Source organism: Marinobacter sp. SBS5 (assembly GCF_048285575.1).
In the GTDB taxonomy this organism is placed as follows: domain Bacteria; phylum Pseudomonadota; class Gammaproteobacteria; order Pseudomonadales; family Oleiphilaceae; genus Marinobacter.
The window spans coordinates 503,435-519,328 of sequence record NZ_JBLWAZ010000001.1 but is presented as its reverse complement, the minus strand read 5'-3'; the positions used below and the strand labels follow the sequence as shown (position 1 = coordinate 519,328).

Genomic DNA, 15,894 nt, shown 5'->3' with positions numbered 1-15,894 from the left:
TATACTTGGTCAGCAGATTCATTTTTCAGATTCCGAGAAGGTTTCATGAGCAAGAAAAAGCCTGGTATGCCCAGCAGCACCATCGCCCTCAACAAAAAGGCGAAACATGAATACCATGTAGAGGAACGCTTCGAAGCGGGCATCGCCCTGCTCGGCTGGGAAGTTAAATCGTTGCGGGCTGGCAAAGGCCAGATCACCGATGCCTACGTTCTATTAAAAGATGGCGAGGCCTTTTTGCTTGGCGCTCATTTTCAGCCGCTGACAGCTGCCTCGACTCACGTAATCGCCGACCCAACCCGCACGCGCAAGTTGCTTCTGCACGCCAAAGAACTGGCCAAGCTGATTGGCGAAACGAGCCAGGCCGGTCAGACCTGCGTACCTCTCGCGCTGTATTGGAAAGGCAACAAGGTGAAATGTGAAATCGCCTTGGTGAAAGGCAAGAAGCTGTTCGACAAGCGCGCCACCGAGAAAGAGCGTGACTGGAACCGCCAAAAGCAACGAATCATGCGAGAAAACACCGCCTGACCGTACAAACCGCAACAAACAAGCCTTGAAGTTATGCAAGGCGCCCACATATACTGTGGATAGGGGGACGACATGGCTTCGACGCTGGTGGCGAACCCTTGGGTGCATGTCGAGATGGCAGCGAATCTCGTTAATCCAAAGCTGCAATGCAATAGTCGCAAACGACGAAAACTACTCACTAGCAGCGTAAGCTGCTAGTCGTCCTGACCGGGTCGCCCGTAGCCCGGAAGCAACATCTCAGGACGTCATCGCTTACGGGATGCTCCGTTATCCAGAGTTCACTGGCTAGCGGCTAAGATTTAAAGAACTCGCCTCCTGCACCCTGGCCTTCGGGTCGCTTGAGGTTAAATCAATAGAAGGACATAAGCATGTAGATCTCAAGGCATAGTGCTGGCGGACGCGGGTTCAATTCCCGCCGTCTCCACCAACTTAACCGAACTAAGCCCCTAATTTTAGGGGCTTTTTTCGTTTCTAGCCCATCATTTTTCCTCAAAGTGTCAACCGAATGTCAACGGGCTCTATAGCGACCGTCAGATGCTGGCGACTCCTCTAGGTGGACACCCCGTATTATTCCTACAAACTAAATGCGACGTATCCTAGTGATCACAAATTGTTCTGCTATGCTTGAAGGTGCTGTTAAATAGTCCAAAAAGGAAGACTACATATGAAACGGATTCTAATCGTTTTAGCAGGCATTGTTCTTACTATGAGCATGGCAAACGCGAATGTTAGCGTTTCACAATCTGACGCAGAGATGCATAGCGGTGGAACAGATGGAAATGGCTGCCACCATGACCGAAAGCGAGGCGGGTATCATTGCCACTAGGCCTGTCAGAATGATGTTGAAGCTCTCATATTTGGGAGCTTTTTTCATTTAAGAGCTGGATGCTCAGCAAAAACTCACCAGAAATCGGCATTGCTTACCGGATTAAGTGATACCGCTTCTTCTAAATGATCCGGCGCCAAATGCGCGTAACGCATGGTCATCGTTATAGATGAGTGCCCAAGGATCTTCTGCAACGCAAGGATATTCCCCCCATTCATCATAAAATGACTGGCGAAAGTGTGCCGGAGAATATGGGCACATTGTCCTTTAGGGAGTTTAATTCCCGAACGATCGACAGCACGCCGGAATGCTGAAATCGTGGATGTACCAAAAGTGCCCCATTGTTCTAGGTGTTGCTTGATTGCCTTGTGAAGGTCCTTGGATATCGGTACCGAGCGTTTTTTCCCTGATTTCGTCTGATCATAGGTGACCCGATATGGTTTCACTTTGTCGAGCGTGAGGCTTTCCGCTTCTGACCACCTGGCACCGGTTTCCAAAGAAACTCGCGCCACCAGTAAGGCATGGGGATTGGTGGTTCTTTCTCGGAGTTCAGCGAAGATTGCTTTTATCTGGTCAACTTCCAGATAACCCATTTCCCGTTCTTGAATGCTGATAGGCCGGATATTGCGAAACGGGTTCTGAAAACTGATTTCACCTGTTCTGTGCAGTTCGCTGAAGACTGCATTGAGGTAGCCAAGTTCGTTGTTGCTGGTTTTCGGGGAGATCCCTTTCTCGGTGCGTAAGGCACGGTATACCAGGTACGCATTAGCGGTTAGTTTTGCTGCTACGGGGTTTCCGAAGGCCTCTGCCATCCGCTTCAAGTGACGGTATCGTCGTTCGCCATCCCGAAGGTATTTACCATGGGACAGATACCAGACTTTCGTAAGCTCAAGGAGAGTTCGGCGGTCTTTCTTGAGGTGAGGCACTAACGTTCCCGCATCGTGTTGGGTCAATGCCCAACGCTCAAACCTTTGTGCATCGGTTTTGGAGTCAAAAGATTTCCTTACGCGCTTTTGGCCACGGCCACCAGGTTGGATATCGACCTGCCAGCGTCCCGAAGCTAGCTTCTTGATCATGCGGCCACCTTTGTGAGCAGTCGTCGCCTTATGAGTCCATCCTGGACGAGCTGGAAGAGTTCGTTTTCATAGATATCCCTTCGTCGGTAATAAGCACAGAGATCTTCCCAGAGTCCGGATTTTTTGAGGCAGTCCCAAGCCTGTCTTGCGTTAAACCGGTTGCGGGCATAGATGGAAAGCAGGTTTCCGAAGGCCAGAGAGACGTTCTTTTCGTTGCCGCAACCGGGTTCCTTTTTTGCGCGTTTGTAGAGTAGGTCGGGGGCTGAGTAGCCAAAGCCGATGTCGTCTCTGAGCTTGGTCCAGATGGGGTGTACCCATTCCCTTTTGACCTCGTAGCGGTTGCCCTGCAGGGCGTACTGCCAGAGTCCTGTTAGGTGTGGCACCGCGTCCATGTAGGTGTAGATCGCTTTCATGTTGGGTGTGCCCTGGGAGATTTCGTTCACGATCCGATGATGGAAGCGGATTTCGAGACGCCAGACGGGTTTGTCTGGGTCGTAGCAGGTGTCCGGGAATGAATCCTCGTTAACGGCGCATTCCCAGATGGATTCCATGAAGGCGCGTTTGTCGCTGACGTCGATTTCCTTGGACTTGTCGTAGAGGCAGACCTGCAGGCTATTGGCTTTACCAAAGGTGTAGGTTTCTCCTTTGCCGTTGACGGTAGAGCCTTCTAAGCCTTGGAAGTGGAGGTCGCTCAGGCCGTTGTGCACGCTGATGGTTCTGGCCCTAGTCACGAATTTCTGAGCAAAGTCTTGGGGCGGTTCCCAACCTTGGAAGTCGACAGCCAAGTGTAAGGCGATTCCGACGGGTTTAATGCCCTTGAGGAAGTACATGCCCCACTCAGCTAGCTCGTCGTGGATCTCTTGGCTGGAGCGTTCGTAGAGCCAACGGGGAGAGGTTTCGATTTTCAGGTGCGTGCCTAAGTTGTCCGGCTCGGCGTAGAAGTTCTGCAACAGGATGGTGAGGCCGTATTCCCGGTTTTGCAGGATGTATTTAAATCCCCCACGTCTTCCGGACTGGAGACGGAACGGTATTTTATTGATGGTGAGGGTGGCGTCGTAGCCGGATTCGTATTCGGTGGCAATTTCCGCGAGGATTTCCGGTCTCAACCTTCCCTGGAACAATTGTCTGACGGTATCGACTCCCGTCCAAAGGACGTTAACGCCTTTGAGGTTCACTTGCTGGCCTTCGGGACCGATGAACAAATCCCCTTTTCCGATTTCGCCAGTGGTGGTATCCAGTCGTTCAAAGTCTTTGATTTTCATCTGTGGCTCACTGTGGTTCTGTGTGGTTTAAAATCGACTACCGTCGTTTTCTATGAGACGTGTTACAGGGACGTCTCAGGGCTTCGCCCGCGGCGCGCTTGCTCCTCGCGCATCGTCGCTAGCGCTCCGCGGGCGACGCATTTTGTGTGGAACTGATCAATGGCGGGAATACCGCCGCTTCAAAGGTTGGCCTGGGTTCCGCTTCATAACTGCGCATGCGTTGGCAGTAGAGATTCTGGACGGGCTCGCCTTCCCACCAGAGTTGGCCATGGCAATTTCGGATGTAGAGGACGCGATAGCCGAAGCTGGCCAGATCCCGCTGGGTAAGCGCGAATTCGCCCTGGGTGTCTTTCCCCTGGAAGAGGTAGAGGCGGTTAACGCTGCCGGAGATGCGCAGCTCGACGTCGGCAAACGGGTGTTCCAGGTGCTGGCGTGAATGGGGTGCGTTGTTCGGTGATGGGTTTACAGTACGCTGAGCCTCGCGATCAGTCGCAGTGCTGCCCCCATTAACACCATCAGGGTTAACGCTACCATCAATCGAATCACTCTCAGGAACAGCCACCGGATCGCCCGAGAGGCGTGCTTTTTCCCTTTCGATAATGTTGTACGCCTGATAACCGAGAAGCGTGAGGCTGCCGACGATAACCACAACTGCAAACTGCAACTTGCGATCTTTAAGCATTGAATGGCCCCCGACCACCCCTTTGGCTTTGCCGGTTTTGGTCGACTGATAGCACTCGAAGACCCGGAGGTCGACTTTGTATTCTTTTGGGACACCGATGCTATGGGAGGCAGCTTTTCCGCTGTTCTCAGGGTCATGTTCTAATTCCCTCCATTTGTTTTTCTTCCAGGGCACGATGTGCCCCATTTGCCAGTGTCGGTAGGCCTGCTGGGTACTCTGGCGAATTTCTTTGTGGATCTTTCCGATGTTGGGTGTGCACAGGAACAGATCCCAGTTGTAGTGGCGGTGCATGTCGAAGGCTAATAGGACGTCCGCTGGGCGGTTGTCGCGTTGGGCGGCATCTTTTCCGCCTGGATAATCCAGGTGTTCGATTCGAAAATCTCTTCGTGCTGCTGGGTAAACCGCCTGGGCTTCATCGAGGACGATCAGGGCACCGATCGGGGCCCAATGAAACCAGCGAGCTGCGTATTCAAGCGCGTCCCGGGTTTCGGTTTCGAGGTTGATGATTCTGGATTCCGGTCCACAGGTGACGCCGAAGGCTTCTTCCACGCGTTCAATGGAGTCCAGCCCTCTTATATTGGTGACGACGCAACGGCCATCCGGGTAGTCGCTGTCTTCGCCCGTTAAGGCGGGGATGACGTAGCGCTGTACGACGCCAGCAGATTTGTAGGAGCCGGGTGGACCGTGGTGGATGTTGATGGTCATTTCAGCACTCCCAAGACGTAACGGGTCAGGTGGGCGTTAAGGATGATGTTTAGAGCTTCGGGGATGCGAAAGTAGGTCAGCGCGCCCATGACTTTGGAGTCGATGGAGCCCCAGTACTGGTTGATCGTGCCGGAGATGTTGAGCTGGTTCAGGACTTCCTGGGCAACATCCCAGGCGAAGCCAACAAAGTAGATTTTGGCTTTGGTCACCCAGATGACGTACCAAGCGGAGAATTTGACCAGAGCATCGTCTAGGAAAGCGGGAATGCTTTCGAAGTAGGCCCAGATGGCGTTGAAGAAATCAGCGATGAATTCCATCAGTCTTTTGCTCCCATGATGATGCCGAGCGCGATGAAGGTGGCGGCAAACAGGATGATGGAGCCGAGGATGGAGAGGTCGGCCCCGAACTTGGACAGGCCGGCATTGAAGCTGTAGCCGAACAGGGTCACTTCGTTGTCTTGTAGGGTGCCGGCTCCGGTGAAGGAGCCGAAGGAGGCGGCCATTTCTGCGCGAATGTTGGCGATGAGGCTTTGGTATTCGCCTTGAACGGCGTTGAGTTCTTCCAGGCCGTCGCTGATCTTGAGGTCGATGGCGTCGCCGCTCCAGGTGATGGATTCGCCGTCTTCGCCAACGATTTCGGTTTTGCCACTGCCGTCTCCATTGCCACCGCCTCCCCCGCCGGGGATGTTTCCGATGGCGTCGGTGATGGACTTGGTGCCATCTTGGATCTGTTTGCCCAAACCTTTGAGGGTTTCGTTGATGTTGTCGGTGTGGGTGTTACCCCGGCCCAGGAGTTTTTTGATGTCCTGGAGCTGGCCAGTGATCCCGGTGATATCGCCCTGGCCGTCGCCGTCGCTATCGCCGTTGTTAGGGTCGTTGGGGCCGCCTGGCTGGTCGTTGTCACCGGGTTTTCTTAAGGGGAGACAAGCAAAACCGCCCCACTCGTTTTTAGTGAGTACGTCGGTACCGGAACATTGAGGCGGGTTGTAGGCATTCGGGAAGCAGGATTCAACGGTGGTGTTGCCTTTTTGGACAACACCCCAGGTGTAATCCGCTGGGCAGTTGTTCTGTGGGTCGCCGCAGATCAGGACAGCTTCACCACCGTAACCTGCCGTGCCTTTGTATTCAGGGTGATCCTGACTGCACTGTGGCTCGTCTGGATCCTTCGCGGCTTCGTCGATGCAGAAGCCATCGTCACCGATACCGGCACATTCATTTACGCAGAACGCCCCTTGAGCGGTTTCGACTTCGTACTTACCCAAGAATTTGCACTCGTTGGGTTCGCGGTTGAGCATACAATCGAAACCAGTGGCTACCGTAGACCCTGAATCCGGAGCATATACACCCGGTGTCGGAATGTAACCAATAGCACAGGTCCCGCAAGACGTGCCTTCAGGTCGACCACCCTCATGGGTTAACTGGTCACAGGAACACAGCTCGGTGCCAGTAAGGTCAACAAAATTAACAACTGGGTTTCCTGAGCCCACGTAATAAGCGATTACTCTTTTACCTGGTCCCGTATATCTCTGCCCATCGATGGTGACTGTTTTGGTTCCGGTTTCAAAAACATCAGACAAGGAATCGTATTTCTCAGGTGTTTGGCCGCCACTAGAACAGTAATGAGTGAGCGGTGGTATTTCTGAGACGGAGGAAATCCAAACGCCCTTAGTTTTTGAACAGGAGTTAGACTCAGGCGGCAGGTAATAGCAATTGTTGGCATGAGCAAGCGATGAAACGAGAAGCAGAGGAAGCGCCAATAATCTGTGAGAAAAAATCCGCATGGTATCCACCGACAAAAAAGGGCCGAGATCCGGCCCTTACACAGTCCTGTAACCGGACACGAAACAGCCTGTCCAGAGACAGGCTATTAGGATGCTCGTAAGCATTACCGGTTCATTAGGCGCAAGACGATGCCAACTCCGAATACCACGGCAGCTACCGCGATGACGGCTCCAACAGCCGCTGTGGTGTTGGTGAGGGCATCACCCTGCGCAGCGGTGATCTCTGCGGTGTGGTCCACGGCGAACGCGGTCACAGAGGTTCCAGCTGCTGCCAGTGCTGTGCCGATCTTGGCAGCGCGCTTGCCGAAGCGAGAGCGAGCCATGGCCCAGTTTTTACCGTTGTCTTGCTTTTCCATTTCGATTACGTCGTTCATGTCGTTTTCCTTTCGGTTTGGTTATGAGATCTTTCTCATGACTTGGATGACTCTTCCGGCACCGACTCCGGTGACGAAGAGAGCCAGGGCTATTCCTGATACCAGGCCGATGATGCTGGCGTCTGGTGCCAGGTATTCCTGAAACAGGACGTCGACGTCCTGATAAGGAATGCTTTGTAAGGTCCCAGTGCATTCGATGCCCTGGGTACCTTGTATCCATTCACCGTTGCAGGTGATGACGTTCATTCGGGGCTACCCTTTAGCCTTGGGTTGCCGGTTTTTTGGTGACGTCCTGGGGTTTCATGTCCAGGGCTTTGAAGGTGATTTTGCCGCCCTGCCCGGCTTTCATTTGGGCTTTGACGGTGAACATCGATGGCAAGCGATCGGCGTGGTTGCGGAGCTGGTCGATGTGTTTCCAGTCGCAGGCGATTTTCATGACTTCGTTGCCAACTCGGTTTTCATCGTCGGCTTCTGCTGGGGAGTAGGCCCACAGGGAGCCACCACGGTTGCCGTCGATGTCGTAGCGGGTGGCGCCGATGATCATGAGGTTCAGGTAGTTTTCCATTTCTTGTGTCCTCTGGTTTTGGTTTTCGGTGTTGCTGGTTGTCCGGCTTGGCCGGGGTGTTTTGCTTAAAGTTCGTTTCGTTTAATGCCTTTCCTGGTTCTGATGGTGGAAAGGGTTTGGCTTGTGTTGGCGACCCCTTCGGGGCGGGCTCTACTCGCAGGGCTCCTGGCCACTAAGGTGGCCACCCTTACGGGTAACGATCCCTGTCGTCTTCGGTCACGCCAGTGACCTGCGCGCTCCGCTTGCTGCCTGTGCTCATGGCTCGGAATCAAGGGGCGGCCGTCCTCCCCCGACATCCTCACCACTCTTTGTGCGCACTGTGGGCCACTCACTGACCGCCACAAGGCCAGGGGGCCAGAGGCCCTGGCGCTGCGCGCCAGCCTTGCAGCGCTCACTGAGCGTCCCCCTTTTCGTGCGCGAGTGGTGACGATGACGGGGGCGGACTCGATGGCTGTTCAAGGGGGTGGGCTTGAGGCCCAAAATTCGGGCAGCCGGCTTCTAGCCAACTGCGCAGGACACTGCCGCCGAGGGTCCATAGGTCGGTTCCACGGTGGATGGCTTCCTGTTGCAGTTGCAGGTAAACGGATGCGGGCGCAGACACGTAGAAACGGCGCTCTTTGTCTTCCACCTGGTCTTTTCTTGGGGGAATGTGGGTCATGGTTGGGTCTCCGTGACGTTGGGAAGGTCCAGTTGGCCGCAGTCCCAGGCATCCCTCAGTTGGATGAGGCGATCAAATGCTGGGCTGTGGTAGCCGCTGGCTTCCAGTTCTTGGATCAGGGCGTCGGTGAAGCCTGCTTTGCAGCGGGCCATGTAGTCGCACGGGTAGTCGGTGCGGACTTCCTGCAGGTGGCTTAACCGCTGCAGGAGCGTGTCGAAAAGGCCTTCCAAGGCTTGGGCAGTGAGCGCAGAGGACGGACGTGGGCCCTGGAAGGCGAAACTGGCCGCGTTGATGGCTTTGTGGGTGTCGTGGCGGTGGTATCTCATGCGGCAGCCCTCAGTCCGTTGCAGGCTTGACCGATGGCCCAAGTGGCGAAGTCCACCGCATTACGTTGCAGGCTGAATCGGGACAGGACGTTTACCCAATCCATGGCATAGTTATAGAGATCATCATCCAAACCGTTGAAGGCGGCTGCCATGCCCATCAGCTTTGTGATGCTGTCGCAGTAGATGTCCCACTCGCCGTATTCGTGGAAGCTCAGCGCTGCATCCACCACAACGCGAACTTCTTGGAGCTTCTGCAAACGCAGTTCGGGGGCCATCAGGCAGGGAAAATGGGTATGAAGGTTCCACATTATTGCCAATCCTCCTGGTCCAGAGCCTGCTGAGACAGTGCGGCAATGTTCACCATGCGCACCCGGCCGATCTTCAGGGATGGCAGATGCCCTTTTTCGATCTGCCCCCTGACCTGCCCTTCCGTTAAGCCCGTGAGTTGGGCGTAGCGGTCCTGGGTCATGACAGGTGTTGCGATCAGAATGATTTGCTTTTGCTCGTCCACTGTTTTGCACTCTGCTACACTGTTATACACGACTGCTTTGAATTATGTGCATTGCACTATCTACAATTTAAAGCCAATTTGCACTATGTACAAATGAAATAATGCAATGATAAGAGAGCGGTTAATTGAGTTCTTCAATGTGTCCGGCGTAACGTCTAAGGACATGGAAAAGCTGACAGGAATAGACCGGGACAAATGGAATGCGGTTCGGGCGAAGCGTCGTCGTGTGAATGAAGACGACATAGAAGCGTTCAATGGAGCTTTCCCGCAGTTCGCTTACTGGCTGACTACTGGTTTAACAATCCCGGAAGCAGGACAGATCAGCCCTGAGATCGAGAAGGCACGCACTGAAAACAATCTGAAAATCGGATAGGGTTCTGCCTGGCTGCACGCATCGCCCTGGCTTGGCATAGAGACCGACTAGACGAACAACAAGAACAGAAAGGCTGGTCGTCGTAATGTGTAGCGGCGATTTCAGGCGAAGTAAAAAATAGCTTTGAAAAGTTTAGGACTCATGGAATCAGTCGAAATGGACATTTAAAGTACTTAAAAATACAAAAGCAAGTAATAGACAGCGCCAAAACCCGCGTTAGAACATACAAATCAACTCTAAAACTCGATCCATAAAAAACACATCCAATCACACTTAAAAAATCAAACGACATTCAAAAAATAGATTAATCTCCCAAGAAAGGGTTCAATCATGAGATTCAACTCACTAGAACTAGAAAAATTCAAACGATTCGAAAAAGCAAAAATTAAGTTTGGGGATATCACAATTCTAGCAGGAGCAAATAGCTCGGGGAAATCCACCATTCTCAAAGCACTGACCACAATAGTCCAGTCATGCGAGCACAAAAACTTCCCTTTTGCAATTGACTTAAATGGGGAGCTTTGTGAGTTAGGGTCATATGGTGATGTTTGCTTTGGTTTAAAAGCGCAAGAGAACGTCAAAATCGCCGCAGAAATAAATAGTAATGGGGACGAATTTCTAGCTTCTGGAAAGTATAGATATGCATCTAATGGAAACTTGGTATTACCTCAGGAGATCACTTTCAAAAGCCCAAGACATGAACTCGATCTTAAATGGGAAGGAAAAAAGGTAGGCTACAAAGCACGAGGAAGAATAAGGCAAAATCAAGAAGGTTCATCAAAAAAATACGAAGAAGCAATGCGCTACGTTTTTAAGTCATTTTTTGATGTATCCAGTCGACTAGAATCCTTTGAAAACAATGATCCAAATCGACGAATTGATGCTGAGGAAGAAGGAAAGAAGATTGAAGAAATAATAAAAAGAATGAAGGGCTCTTCAGACTGGGAAGAAATAAAAGCAAAGAAGCCAGATGACATAATTGATGAGCTATCAATTGATCCAGCTTATTCAACGGGATTATCAGAACTAACAAAACTGAACAACGACATAAGAACACACTGCAACTATGTCGCCCCTATCAGAGCACACCCTCAGCGTCAATATTATGTTAACTCCTTCGAGCCTAAAGCAGACACTTTGGGAGACAACTCTCATCAAATACTTCAATACTGGAAATCACACCGAAAAGACAAATTCCAGAAGCTAAATTCCGCAGCAAAATCGCTTAATCTAGCTTCCGAAATTGGTGTAAAAAACATCAAAGGAAACCTAATTGAAAACTCGGTCATACCATTCGGCCACAAAAGGCTCATTAACATAGCTGACGTCGGTTTTGGACTATCTCAAGCCATACCAATGCTTGTATCTGACATACAGCTCCCCGACAATAGCTGTCTATTAATAAATCAGCCAGAGGTACATTTACACCCCTCAGCACAAGCACTTCTTGCAAACTACTTCGTGAACAATATTGATAAACGTCAATACATAATAGAAACCCACTCAGAATACATTATAAATAGACTTAGAATATTATGCATAAATGGAAAAATAAACCCAGAACGCATAAAGATATACTTCTTTGACAACACAAACAAAGATTTCATCCACGAAGTAAAAATAGAAAAAGACGGATCTTTAAGTGGTGCCCCTGAAGGTTTTTTCAAAACATACAAAGAAGATTCTTTCGAAATTGCGATGAGTGGATTTGATGATGACTGATATCAAAAGAAACTTGGACTTAGTCGTCGACGCCAATATAATGAGACTATACGACAAACCAAAGGACCCTAAGGTTCAAGAACTTTTCTTATGGATAAGAAAAGATGGCACTCTTACAATTTCACAGAAACTACTAAACGAATATATAGGCTCCCAGCGCGACTCCGGATTGATACAGGCATTAATCATGGAATTAATGGATAACCGAAGGCTAAAAAAAATAAAAAATAAGTCCCTAAAAGAGTTTTCTGGCGATAGAAGATACAACTATACATGTAACGGCGAAGACCATATGCATGCAAGATTAGTCTTCCTTTCTAAGCGAAAGAAACTATTAAGTTTTGACGAACCATTAATAAATGATGTTAATGGATTCAAAAAAATTGACGGAGTACATCCGAAAGCAACAAAAGATATAAATAAGACCTTCTACGCCTAATAATCAATGCATCAGACCTCTCCCTGTAGTCACACCACTATGCAGGTGTCGCGCTTGCCTGGCATCCTTGCCGGCGGTGAGCCCCGGTCTTCCTGACCAATCGGCTCACTGCCAGTGTACCGTTACACGCTGTTACGTTTAGGCGCTTTCTCTTAATCCGGTGTGAGACTTCTCCCACACTACCCTTTTTGTGATGCCGGTTAATCCGGCTCGATTCGTTCTACCTGGTCGGTTTGCTCCAGGGTGACGGGTGATTTTATGGACTCTACCAGGAGGGGTTGTCGGATTCGGGTTTTGAGTAAGTCCTGGAATGGGGCTGTGTTGGTCAGGCTTGGGTCTAGCCACATGTCGAAGTCTTCCCGGTTGAGCATGAGCGGTATGCTTTTCGGGTGGATGTGGCTGAACCTGGGGTGTGGTGGCAGGGTGATGATGGTGAACGACGGTACCACTTCTTCCTGGAAGTCCCACAGCTCATATAGGCCGGCAAAGGCTATGACGCTGTCGGCCGGGTGGATGTTGTAGCACTGTTTGTGGCCTTTCTCGCCTGTCCATTCATGGAAGCCGCTAGCCGGTATGATGGCCCGCTGGCTGTGAAAGCGTTTCTTCCAAAGCGGGCTGGTGCCCAGACTGCCCGACCGGGCGTTGAAGGTGCTGTACATTGGCGAGGGGCGGTAGCCGGTGCCGTCTGGTTTGCGTTCTATGAGCAGTGACCAGATGGCGTCTTGCAGTGTGCGGCCCTGGTTGGTTTCGTAGACGATCTGGGCTTTGGCTCCGGGGGCGATGTTAACGCGGGGCTGAATCCGAAGCGGGATGCCTAGGGCGTCGAGAAGGCCTTGGACTAAGGGGTCGTCGGATACGTTGAATCGGCCGCACATAGCCCCTTAACCGTTGTGGCATGGATGGCAGCAATAATAACAACCATCGGCATTTCGATATCCCTGTCGTTTGGCACCTAAAACAGCGTCGTGACAGGAAAAGTGGAACCCCAAGTCTTTAAGATTCCGCGATTGCTGAATAAAAGAGCAGGCCTTTTCATGGACTTCGTTATCTCGTGAGCCTGGTTGCGCATTTAGGTTTATAACGTAGAAAGGCATGGTTCCTCCTAAGTAGGTAGCTTCACTTTACAGGTAAGTACATAGTTGGCTATCTTTCAAGCAACACAGGAAAAAATATCAAGGAGGGAACCCATGCCAGACGAAAAGAAAATCGACTCAGTCATCAGGCAAGGCAAGTACGATTACTTCACCAAAAAGGGGGTCTACAAGAACCCCTACCGATCCGGGTCTGCGGAGTTCAATGCATACGAGCGAGGATGGATGCAGAGCTTGAAACAGGTAAAGCACCCGTTTCCTGGGAGCTCTAGTGTGGGGCCGTCTTTTGCTGACCGGTATCGGAATATGCCCAATTGGCGTGGGCCAGGAGATGATAAGGACTGAGAATTAAACGATTCCGGTAAAAGCAAAGCCAGCTTTGGCAGTCAAATTACTGACCCAGCCTTAATGGTACGGTTTTAAAGAACTGATATACTGAGCTGACCGGTTGAAACGTAAGAGCACGTATAGTCTTGCTGAAACCGATCAAATTTAGCTGACCAATATAGGGTTATTTCACGATGGCTCGAAACGCAGAAGCTAGAATGCCTTCAGACGAACAGAAAGCGGCACACGTCAGGAAGACTAGGATGGCCAACTATCAAGCCAGCATGCGCCTAGAAGGCTTTTACGTGCAGGAAGGCCCCAAAATGTCGAACAAAAAGACTTTGATCCGGAAATACAAAAAGCTGGCTATGAAGTGTGCTTGATAAGTATGGCGTCGGCAACGACAGTTACTGCTATGAAAACTCAGATGTTCTAATCAACCTTTTAGGCATAAGGGATGGTGCGCTTCTACACGAAGCGGAGCGCGACATCTCAAACTTCAATGCCGATACCATCGAATTCAACCCTCCCCCTTATGATTTAGACTACCTCAGATCGATTCATCAGGTGCTTTTCCAGGAGATCTACTCTTGGGCCGGTGAATTAAGAACGGTTGATATCTCGAAAGCAGAAACACGTTTCTGCACTGTCCGACGAATCGAAAAAGAATCGGAAAAAATCTTCGACTGCCTCAAGAATGAGGAATACCTAACTTCGCTCTCTAGGGATCAGTTGGTCACAAAGGCAGCAGAGTTCTACGGTGACATCAACATGATTCATCCGTTCAGAGAAGGCAATGGACGGGCTCAAAGGATCTTCTTCGAACATCTCATCGTGAACGCTGGGTTCGACATCTCATGGGGAGGAATAGATCCGGAAAGATGGATTAAAGCGAACGAAGCCGCCGTGGTTTGCAACTACACTCCCCTCGCAGATATTTTTGAAAACTGCATTGGCAAGTCATTGGTGCTCTAAAATTGCGTTTCTCGCCCAATATGCCGCTATGGATTCACGACTGAACGTGTCCACAAAGTGTCAACGCAACTGTGTTTTTGAGTGGTTATCTGTGGAATGCCGTTTTTGTAAGCATCTGTTTTATGGACTATTGTGGTTTTCTGTGGACTGCCAGATAGGCGCGGCATCGGGTTCAATTCCCGCCGTCTCCACCAAATTCAGAATTACCGGGAACGCCCCGGACTTCAAAACCTCTCTAAAAGCCCCGCCAGCCGGGGCTTTTTCTTACCCAGACTTCCAACCAGTTCCTCGCAATTCCTCCTAAATCCTGCAACACTCGGGGGTATCTTTGGGGGTATTTATAAGATTTCATTTCCACATACCCCCAGTCCTGCATGCCCCTTACACCGGAGGCTGGGCTATGAGCAGAGCAACCAACAAGCTAACCGAGACGACCACCAGACACGCATCGTTTGAGAAATTCGGCAAGCGCACGAAGCTGGCTGACGGTGGCGGTCTGTATCTGGACGTTCAGAAGGCCGGTAAATACTGGCGTCTGAAATACCGCTACGGCGGCAAGGAAAAACTGTTGGCCCTCGGCGTTTACCCCGACGTTACGCTCAAAACGGCCCGGAGCAAGCGTGATGAAGCCAAGCGACTGCTTGCAAAGGGCATCGACCCGACCATCCACCGCCACACCTCGAAAGCCGAATTCGTTGAAGCCTCAGCCAACACCTTCAAAGCCGTGTCCTTAGAGTGGTTAGAGAAAGTTCACAAAAAGAAAGTGAGCGAATCCCACTCCGGGCGCAATGAGCGGCGATTGGAGATGTATGCCTACCCTAAGCTCGGCCGCCTCCCCATCTCCGAGATAGAGGCCCCCATCGTCCTCACGGCATTAAGAGACATCGAAACAACCGGCCACCTCGAAACCGCCCACCGGGTAAAGACACTCATCGGCCAGGTTTTCAGCTACGCCATCAGCACCGGTCGAGCAACACGCAACCCTGCAGCAGACTTACGCGGCGTCCTTCCTCCCTCAAAACCCAAACACCACGCCTCCGTCGTCACGCCCACGGAAATTGGACAGGTGCTCAGGTTGCTCGACACGTACTGGGGTACACCGACCGTCTGCAAAGCCCTTAAAATCTCGCCCTATGTCTTCGTTAGACCCGGTGAGTTAAGAACCATGCGTTGGGATCAGATTGACTGGGACGAAGCCCTTTGGGAGCGCGAAACGTCAAAAAACGGACAACCTTTCATTGTCCCCCTTGCGCAGCAGGTCATTGAGCTGCTGAAGGAGCTGCGAGAAGTAAATGGCAAATCAGAATGGATATTTCCCAATGGGCACAGCAGAAATCGCCCGATGAGCGACAACGGAGTTAACTCAGCCCTGAAGCGCTTGGAATTACGAGACATCATGACGCCTCACGGCTTCCGAGCCATGGCCAGAACCGTGCTAGAGGAACGTCTCAACTTCCGACAAGAGATTATTGAATTGCAAATAGCCCACACCGTTAAAGACATGCACGGTAGAGCGTATAACCGCACAACGTGGCTACCGGAGCGCCGAAACATGATGCAACAGTGGGCAGACTACCTAGACAATCTTAAAGCAGGCTCCAACGTAGTGTCGATAAATGAGGCCGCTAGCAAGTAGAGCCTTTTTGCTATGTTTAGCTTCTAGGGGCAAATAGCGGC

At 51.2% G+C, this 15,894-nt stretch carries 21 protein-coding genes and 1 other RNA gene; 9 read left to right on the top strand and 13 right to left on the bottom strand.

The genetic code is table 11. The annotated features are described in order from the left end of the window. Nucleotides 1-45 precede the first annotated feature (45 nt). From smpB to ACNQ6O_RS02470, 3 genes are all read left to right on the top strand, one after another. Nucleotides 46-525 (top strand): SsrA-binding protein SmpB, encoded by a 480-nt coding sequence (smpB, locus tag ACNQ6O_RS02480; protein ID WP_418051660.1) that lies wholly within the window; start codon nt 46-48, stop codon nt 523-525. A gap of 63 nt (nt 526-588) precedes the next feature. Further along, nucleotides 589-952, top strand: a transfer-messenger RNA (tmRNA) gene (ssrA, locus tag ACNQ6O_RS02475). A gap of 237 nt (nt 953-1,189) precedes the next feature. Next, complete coding sequence (locus ACNQ6O_RS02470; RefSeq protein WP_418051659.1) at nt 1,190-1,351, top strand: YHYH domain-containing protein; 162 nt, start codon at nt 1,190-1,192, stop codon at nt 1,349-1,351. 74 nt (nt 1,352-1,425) lie between these two features. Here the strand turns inward: ACNQ6O_RS02470 and ACNQ6O_RS02465 are convergent, their stop codons facing one another. The 12 genes from ACNQ6O_RS02465 to ACNQ6O_RS02410 form a co-directional block, all read right to left on the bottom strand. Continuing rightward, nucleotides 1,426-2,427, bottom strand: coding sequence for a tyrosine-type recombinase/integrase (locus tag ACNQ6O_RS02465; RefSeq protein WP_418051658.1), 1,002 nt, complete (start codon nt 2,425-2,427; stop codon nt 1,426-1,428). Next, entirely contained in the window at nt 2,424-3,689 is a 1,266-nt protein-coding gene (locus ACNQ6O_RS02460; protein ID WP_418051657.1) for a hypothetical protein, read from the bottom strand. Before ACNQ6O_RS02460 ends, ACNQ6O_RS02465 begins: the two co-directional genes overlap by 4 nt. Before the next feature lie 118 nt (nt 3,690-3,807). Then, nucleotides 3,808-5,076, bottom strand: coding sequence for a zonular occludens toxin family protein (locus ACNQ6O_RS02455; protein WP_418051656.1), 1,269 nt, complete (start codon nt 5,074-5,076; stop codon nt 3,808-3,810). Further along, nucleotides 5,073-5,393, bottom strand: a complete 321-nt coding sequence (locus tag ACNQ6O_RS02450) for a DUF2523 family protein (protein ID WP_418051655.1) — start codon at nt 5,391-5,393, stop codon at nt 5,073-5,075. The genes ACNQ6O_RS02455 and ACNQ6O_RS02450 overlap by 4 nt, the downstream gene beginning before the upstream one ends. Further along, nucleotides 5,393-6,370, bottom strand: coding sequence for a hypothetical protein (locus ACNQ6O_RS02445; protein ID WP_418051654.1), 978 nt, complete (start codon nt 6,368-6,370; stop codon nt 5,393-5,395). The genes ACNQ6O_RS02450 and ACNQ6O_RS02445 overlap by 1 nt, the downstream gene beginning before the upstream one ends. A 590-nt stretch (nt 6,371-6,960) precedes the next feature. After that, nucleotides 6,961-7,230 carry a hypothetical protein gene (locus tag ACNQ6O_RS02440; protein WP_418051653.1) on the bottom strand — a complete coding sequence of 90 codons (270 nt, stop codon included), beginning with the start codon at nt 7,228-7,230 and terminating at the stop codon, nt 6,961-6,963. Between the two features lie 21 nt (nt 7,231-7,251). Then, nucleotides 7,252-7,476 carry a hypothetical protein gene (locus ACNQ6O_RS02435; protein ID WP_418051652.1) on the bottom strand — a complete coding sequence of 75 codons (225 nt, stop codon included), beginning with the start codon at nt 7,474-7,476 and terminating at the stop codon, nt 7,252-7,254. Nucleotides 7,477-7,489: 13 nt separating this feature from the next. Next, nucleotides 7,490-7,795, bottom strand: coding sequence for a hypothetical protein (locus ACNQ6O_RS02430; protein ID WP_418051651.1), 306 nt, complete (start codon nt 7,793-7,795; stop codon nt 7,490-7,492). Between the two features lie 391 nt (nt 7,796-8,186). Next, nucleotides 8,187-8,453, bottom strand: a complete 267-nt coding sequence (locus ACNQ6O_RS02425) for a hypothetical protein (protein ID WP_133007408.1) — start codon at nt 8,451-8,453, stop codon at nt 8,187-8,189. After that, nucleotides 8,450-8,779 (bottom strand): hypothetical protein, encoded by a 330-nt coding sequence (locus ACNQ6O_RS02420; protein WP_418051650.1) that lies wholly within the window; start codon nt 8,777-8,779, stop codon nt 8,450-8,452. The genes ACNQ6O_RS02425 and ACNQ6O_RS02420 overlap by 4 nt, the downstream gene beginning before the upstream one ends. After that, a complete protein-coding gene (locus ACNQ6O_RS02415; RefSeq protein WP_418051649.1) occupies nt 8,776-9,087 on the bottom strand; it encodes a hypothetical protein in 312 nt (103 codons plus the stop codon). Before ACNQ6O_RS02415 ends, ACNQ6O_RS02420 begins: the two co-directional genes overlap by 4 nt. After that, complete coding sequence (locus ACNQ6O_RS02410; RefSeq protein WP_041646358.1) at nt 9,087-9,290, bottom strand: hypothetical protein; 204 nt, start codon at nt 9,288-9,290, stop codon at nt 9,087-9,089. The genes ACNQ6O_RS02415 and ACNQ6O_RS02410 overlap by 1 nt, the downstream gene beginning before the upstream one ends. Before the next feature lie 106 nt (nt 9,291-9,396). On the opposite strand from ACNQ6O_RS02410, the gene ACNQ6O_RS02405 reads away from it, so the two are divergent. The 3 genes from ACNQ6O_RS02405 (at nt 9,397) to ACNQ6O_RS02395 (ending at nt 11,824) form a co-directional block, all read left to right on the top strand. Then, nucleotides 9,397-9,663 carry a DNA-binding protein gene (locus ACNQ6O_RS02405; protein WP_418051648.1) on the top strand — a complete coding sequence of 89 codons (267 nt, stop codon included), beginning with the start codon at nt 9,397-9,399 and terminating at the stop codon, nt 9,661-9,663. 330 nt (nt 9,664-9,993) lie between these two features. Then, the gene (locus tag ACNQ6O_RS02400; RefSeq protein ID WP_418051647.1) at nt 9,994-11,385 is read left to right on the top strand and encodes a DUF3696 domain-containing protein; all 1,392 of its coding nucleotides are present in this window, start codon (nt 9,994-9,996) and stop codon (nt 11,383-11,385) included. Beyond that, complete coding sequence (locus ACNQ6O_RS02395) at nt 11,378-11,824, top strand: hypothetical protein (protein ID WP_418051646.1); 447 nt, start codon at nt 11,378-11,380, stop codon at nt 11,822-11,824. The genes ACNQ6O_RS02400 and ACNQ6O_RS02395 overlap by 8 nt, the downstream gene beginning before the upstream one ends. 200 nt (nt 11,825-12,024) lie before the next feature. Here the strand turns inward: ACNQ6O_RS02395 and ACNQ6O_RS02390 are convergent, their stop codons facing one another. After that, nucleotides 12,025-12,699 carry an SOS response-associated peptidase gene (locus ACNQ6O_RS02390; RefSeq protein ID WP_418051645.1) on the bottom strand — a complete coding sequence of 225 codons (675 nt, stop codon included), beginning with the start codon at nt 12,697-12,699 and terminating at the stop codon, nt 12,025-12,027. 737 nt (nt 12,700-13,436) lie between these two features. On the opposite strand from ACNQ6O_RS02390, the gene ACNQ6O_RS02385 reads away from it, so the two are divergent. From ACNQ6O_RS02385 to ACNQ6O_RS02375, 3 genes are all read left to right on the top strand, one after another. Then, nucleotides 13,437-13,625: a YhfG family protein gene (locus ACNQ6O_RS02385; RefSeq protein ID WP_418051644.1), complete on the top strand. Its 189-nt coding sequence runs from the start codon at nt 13,437-13,439 to the stop codon at nt 13,623-13,625. Continuing rightward, complete coding sequence (locus tag ACNQ6O_RS02380) at nt 13,618-14,217, top strand: putative adenosine monophosphate-protein transferase Fic (RefSeq protein ID WP_418051643.1); 600 nt, start codon at nt 13,618-13,620, stop codon at nt 14,215-14,217. Before ACNQ6O_RS02385 ends, ACNQ6O_RS02380 begins: the two co-directional genes overlap by 8 nt. Nucleotides 14,218-14,617: 400 nt before the next feature. Beyond that, entirely contained in the window at nt 14,618-15,853 is a 1,236-nt protein-coding gene (locus ACNQ6O_RS02375; RefSeq protein ID WP_418051642.1) for a tyrosine-type recombinase/integrase, read from the top strand. Nucleotides 15,854-15,894 lie beyond the last annotated feature (41 nt).

Excerpts from the sequence above, each read along its gene's own strand:
- ACNQ6O_RS02390 (WP_418051645.1), bottom strand. The coding sequence starts at position 12,699 with ATGTGCGGCCGATTCAACGTATCCGACGACCCCTTAGTCCAAGGCCTT.
- ACNQ6O_RS02440 (WP_418051653.1), bottom strand. The coding sequence starts at position 7,230 with ATGAACGACGTAATCGAAATGGAAAAGCAAGACAACGGTAAAAACTGG.
- ACNQ6O_RS02430 (WP_418051651.1), bottom strand. The coding sequence starts at position 7,795 with ATGGAAAACTACCTGAACCTCATGATCATCGGCGCCACCCGCTACGAC.
- ACNQ6O_RS02425 (WP_133007408.1), bottom strand. The coding sequence starts at position 8,453 with ATGACCCACATTCCCCCAAGAAAAGACCAGGTGGAAGACAAAGAGCGC.
- ACNQ6O_RS02385 (WP_418051644.1), top strand. The coding sequence starts at position 13,437 with ATGGCTCGAAACGCAGAAGCTAGAATGCCTTCAGACGAACAGAAAGCG.
- ACNQ6O_RS02415 (WP_418051649.1), bottom strand. The coding sequence starts at position 9,087 with ATGTGGAACCTTCATACCCATTTTCCCTGCCTGATGGCCCCCGAACTG.
- ACNQ6O_RS02470 (WP_418051659.1), top strand. The coding sequence starts at position 1,190 with ATGAAACGGATTCTAATCGTTTTAGCAGGCATTGTTCTTACTATGAGC.
- ACNQ6O_RS02420 (WP_418051650.1), bottom strand. The coding sequence starts at position 8,779 with ATGAGATACCACCGCCACGACACCCACAAAGCCATCAACGCGGCCAGT.
- ACNQ6O_RS02455 (WP_418051656.1), bottom strand. The coding sequence starts at position 5,076 with ATGACCATCAACATCCACCACGGTCCACCCGGCTCCTACAAATCTGCT.
- ACNQ6O_RS02400 (WP_418051647.1), top strand. The coding sequence starts at position 9,994 with ATGAGATTCAACTCACTAGAACTAGAAAAATTCAAACGATTCGAAAAA.
- ACNQ6O_RS02460 (WP_418051657.1), bottom strand. The coding sequence starts at position 3,689 with ATGAAAATCAAAGACTTTGAACGACTGGATACCACCACTGGCGAAATC.
- ACNQ6O_RS02405 (WP_418051648.1), top strand. The coding sequence starts at position 9,397 with ATGATAAGAGAGCGGTTAATTGAGTTCTTCAATGTGTCCGGCGTAACG.
- ACNQ6O_RS02445 (WP_418051654.1), bottom strand. The coding sequence starts at position 6,370 with ATGCTCAACCGCGAACCCAACGAGTGCAAATTCTTGGGTAAGTACGAA.
- ACNQ6O_RS02450 (WP_418051655.1), bottom strand. The coding sequence starts at position 5,393 with ATGGAATTCATCGCTGATTTCTTCAACGCCATCTGGGCCTACTTCGAA.
- smpB (WP_418051660.1), top strand. The coding sequence starts at position 46 with ATGAGCAAGAAAAAGCCTGGTATGCCCAGCAGCACCATCGCCCTCAAC.
- ACNQ6O_RS02395 (WP_418051646.1), top strand. The coding sequence starts at position 11,378 with ATGACTGATATCAAAAGAAACTTGGACTTAGTCGTCGACGCCAATATA.
- ACNQ6O_RS02375 (WP_418051642.1), top strand. The coding sequence starts at position 14,618 with ATGAGCAGAGCAACCAACAAGCTAACCGAGACGACCACCAGACACGCA.
- ACNQ6O_RS02435 (WP_418051652.1), bottom strand. The coding sequence starts at position 7,476 with ATGAACGTCATCACCTGCAACGGTGAATGGATACAAGGTACCCAGGGC.
- ACNQ6O_RS02465 (WP_418051658.1), bottom strand. The coding sequence starts at position 2,427 with ATGATCAAGAAGCTAGCTTCGGGACGCTGGCAGGTCGATATCCAACCT.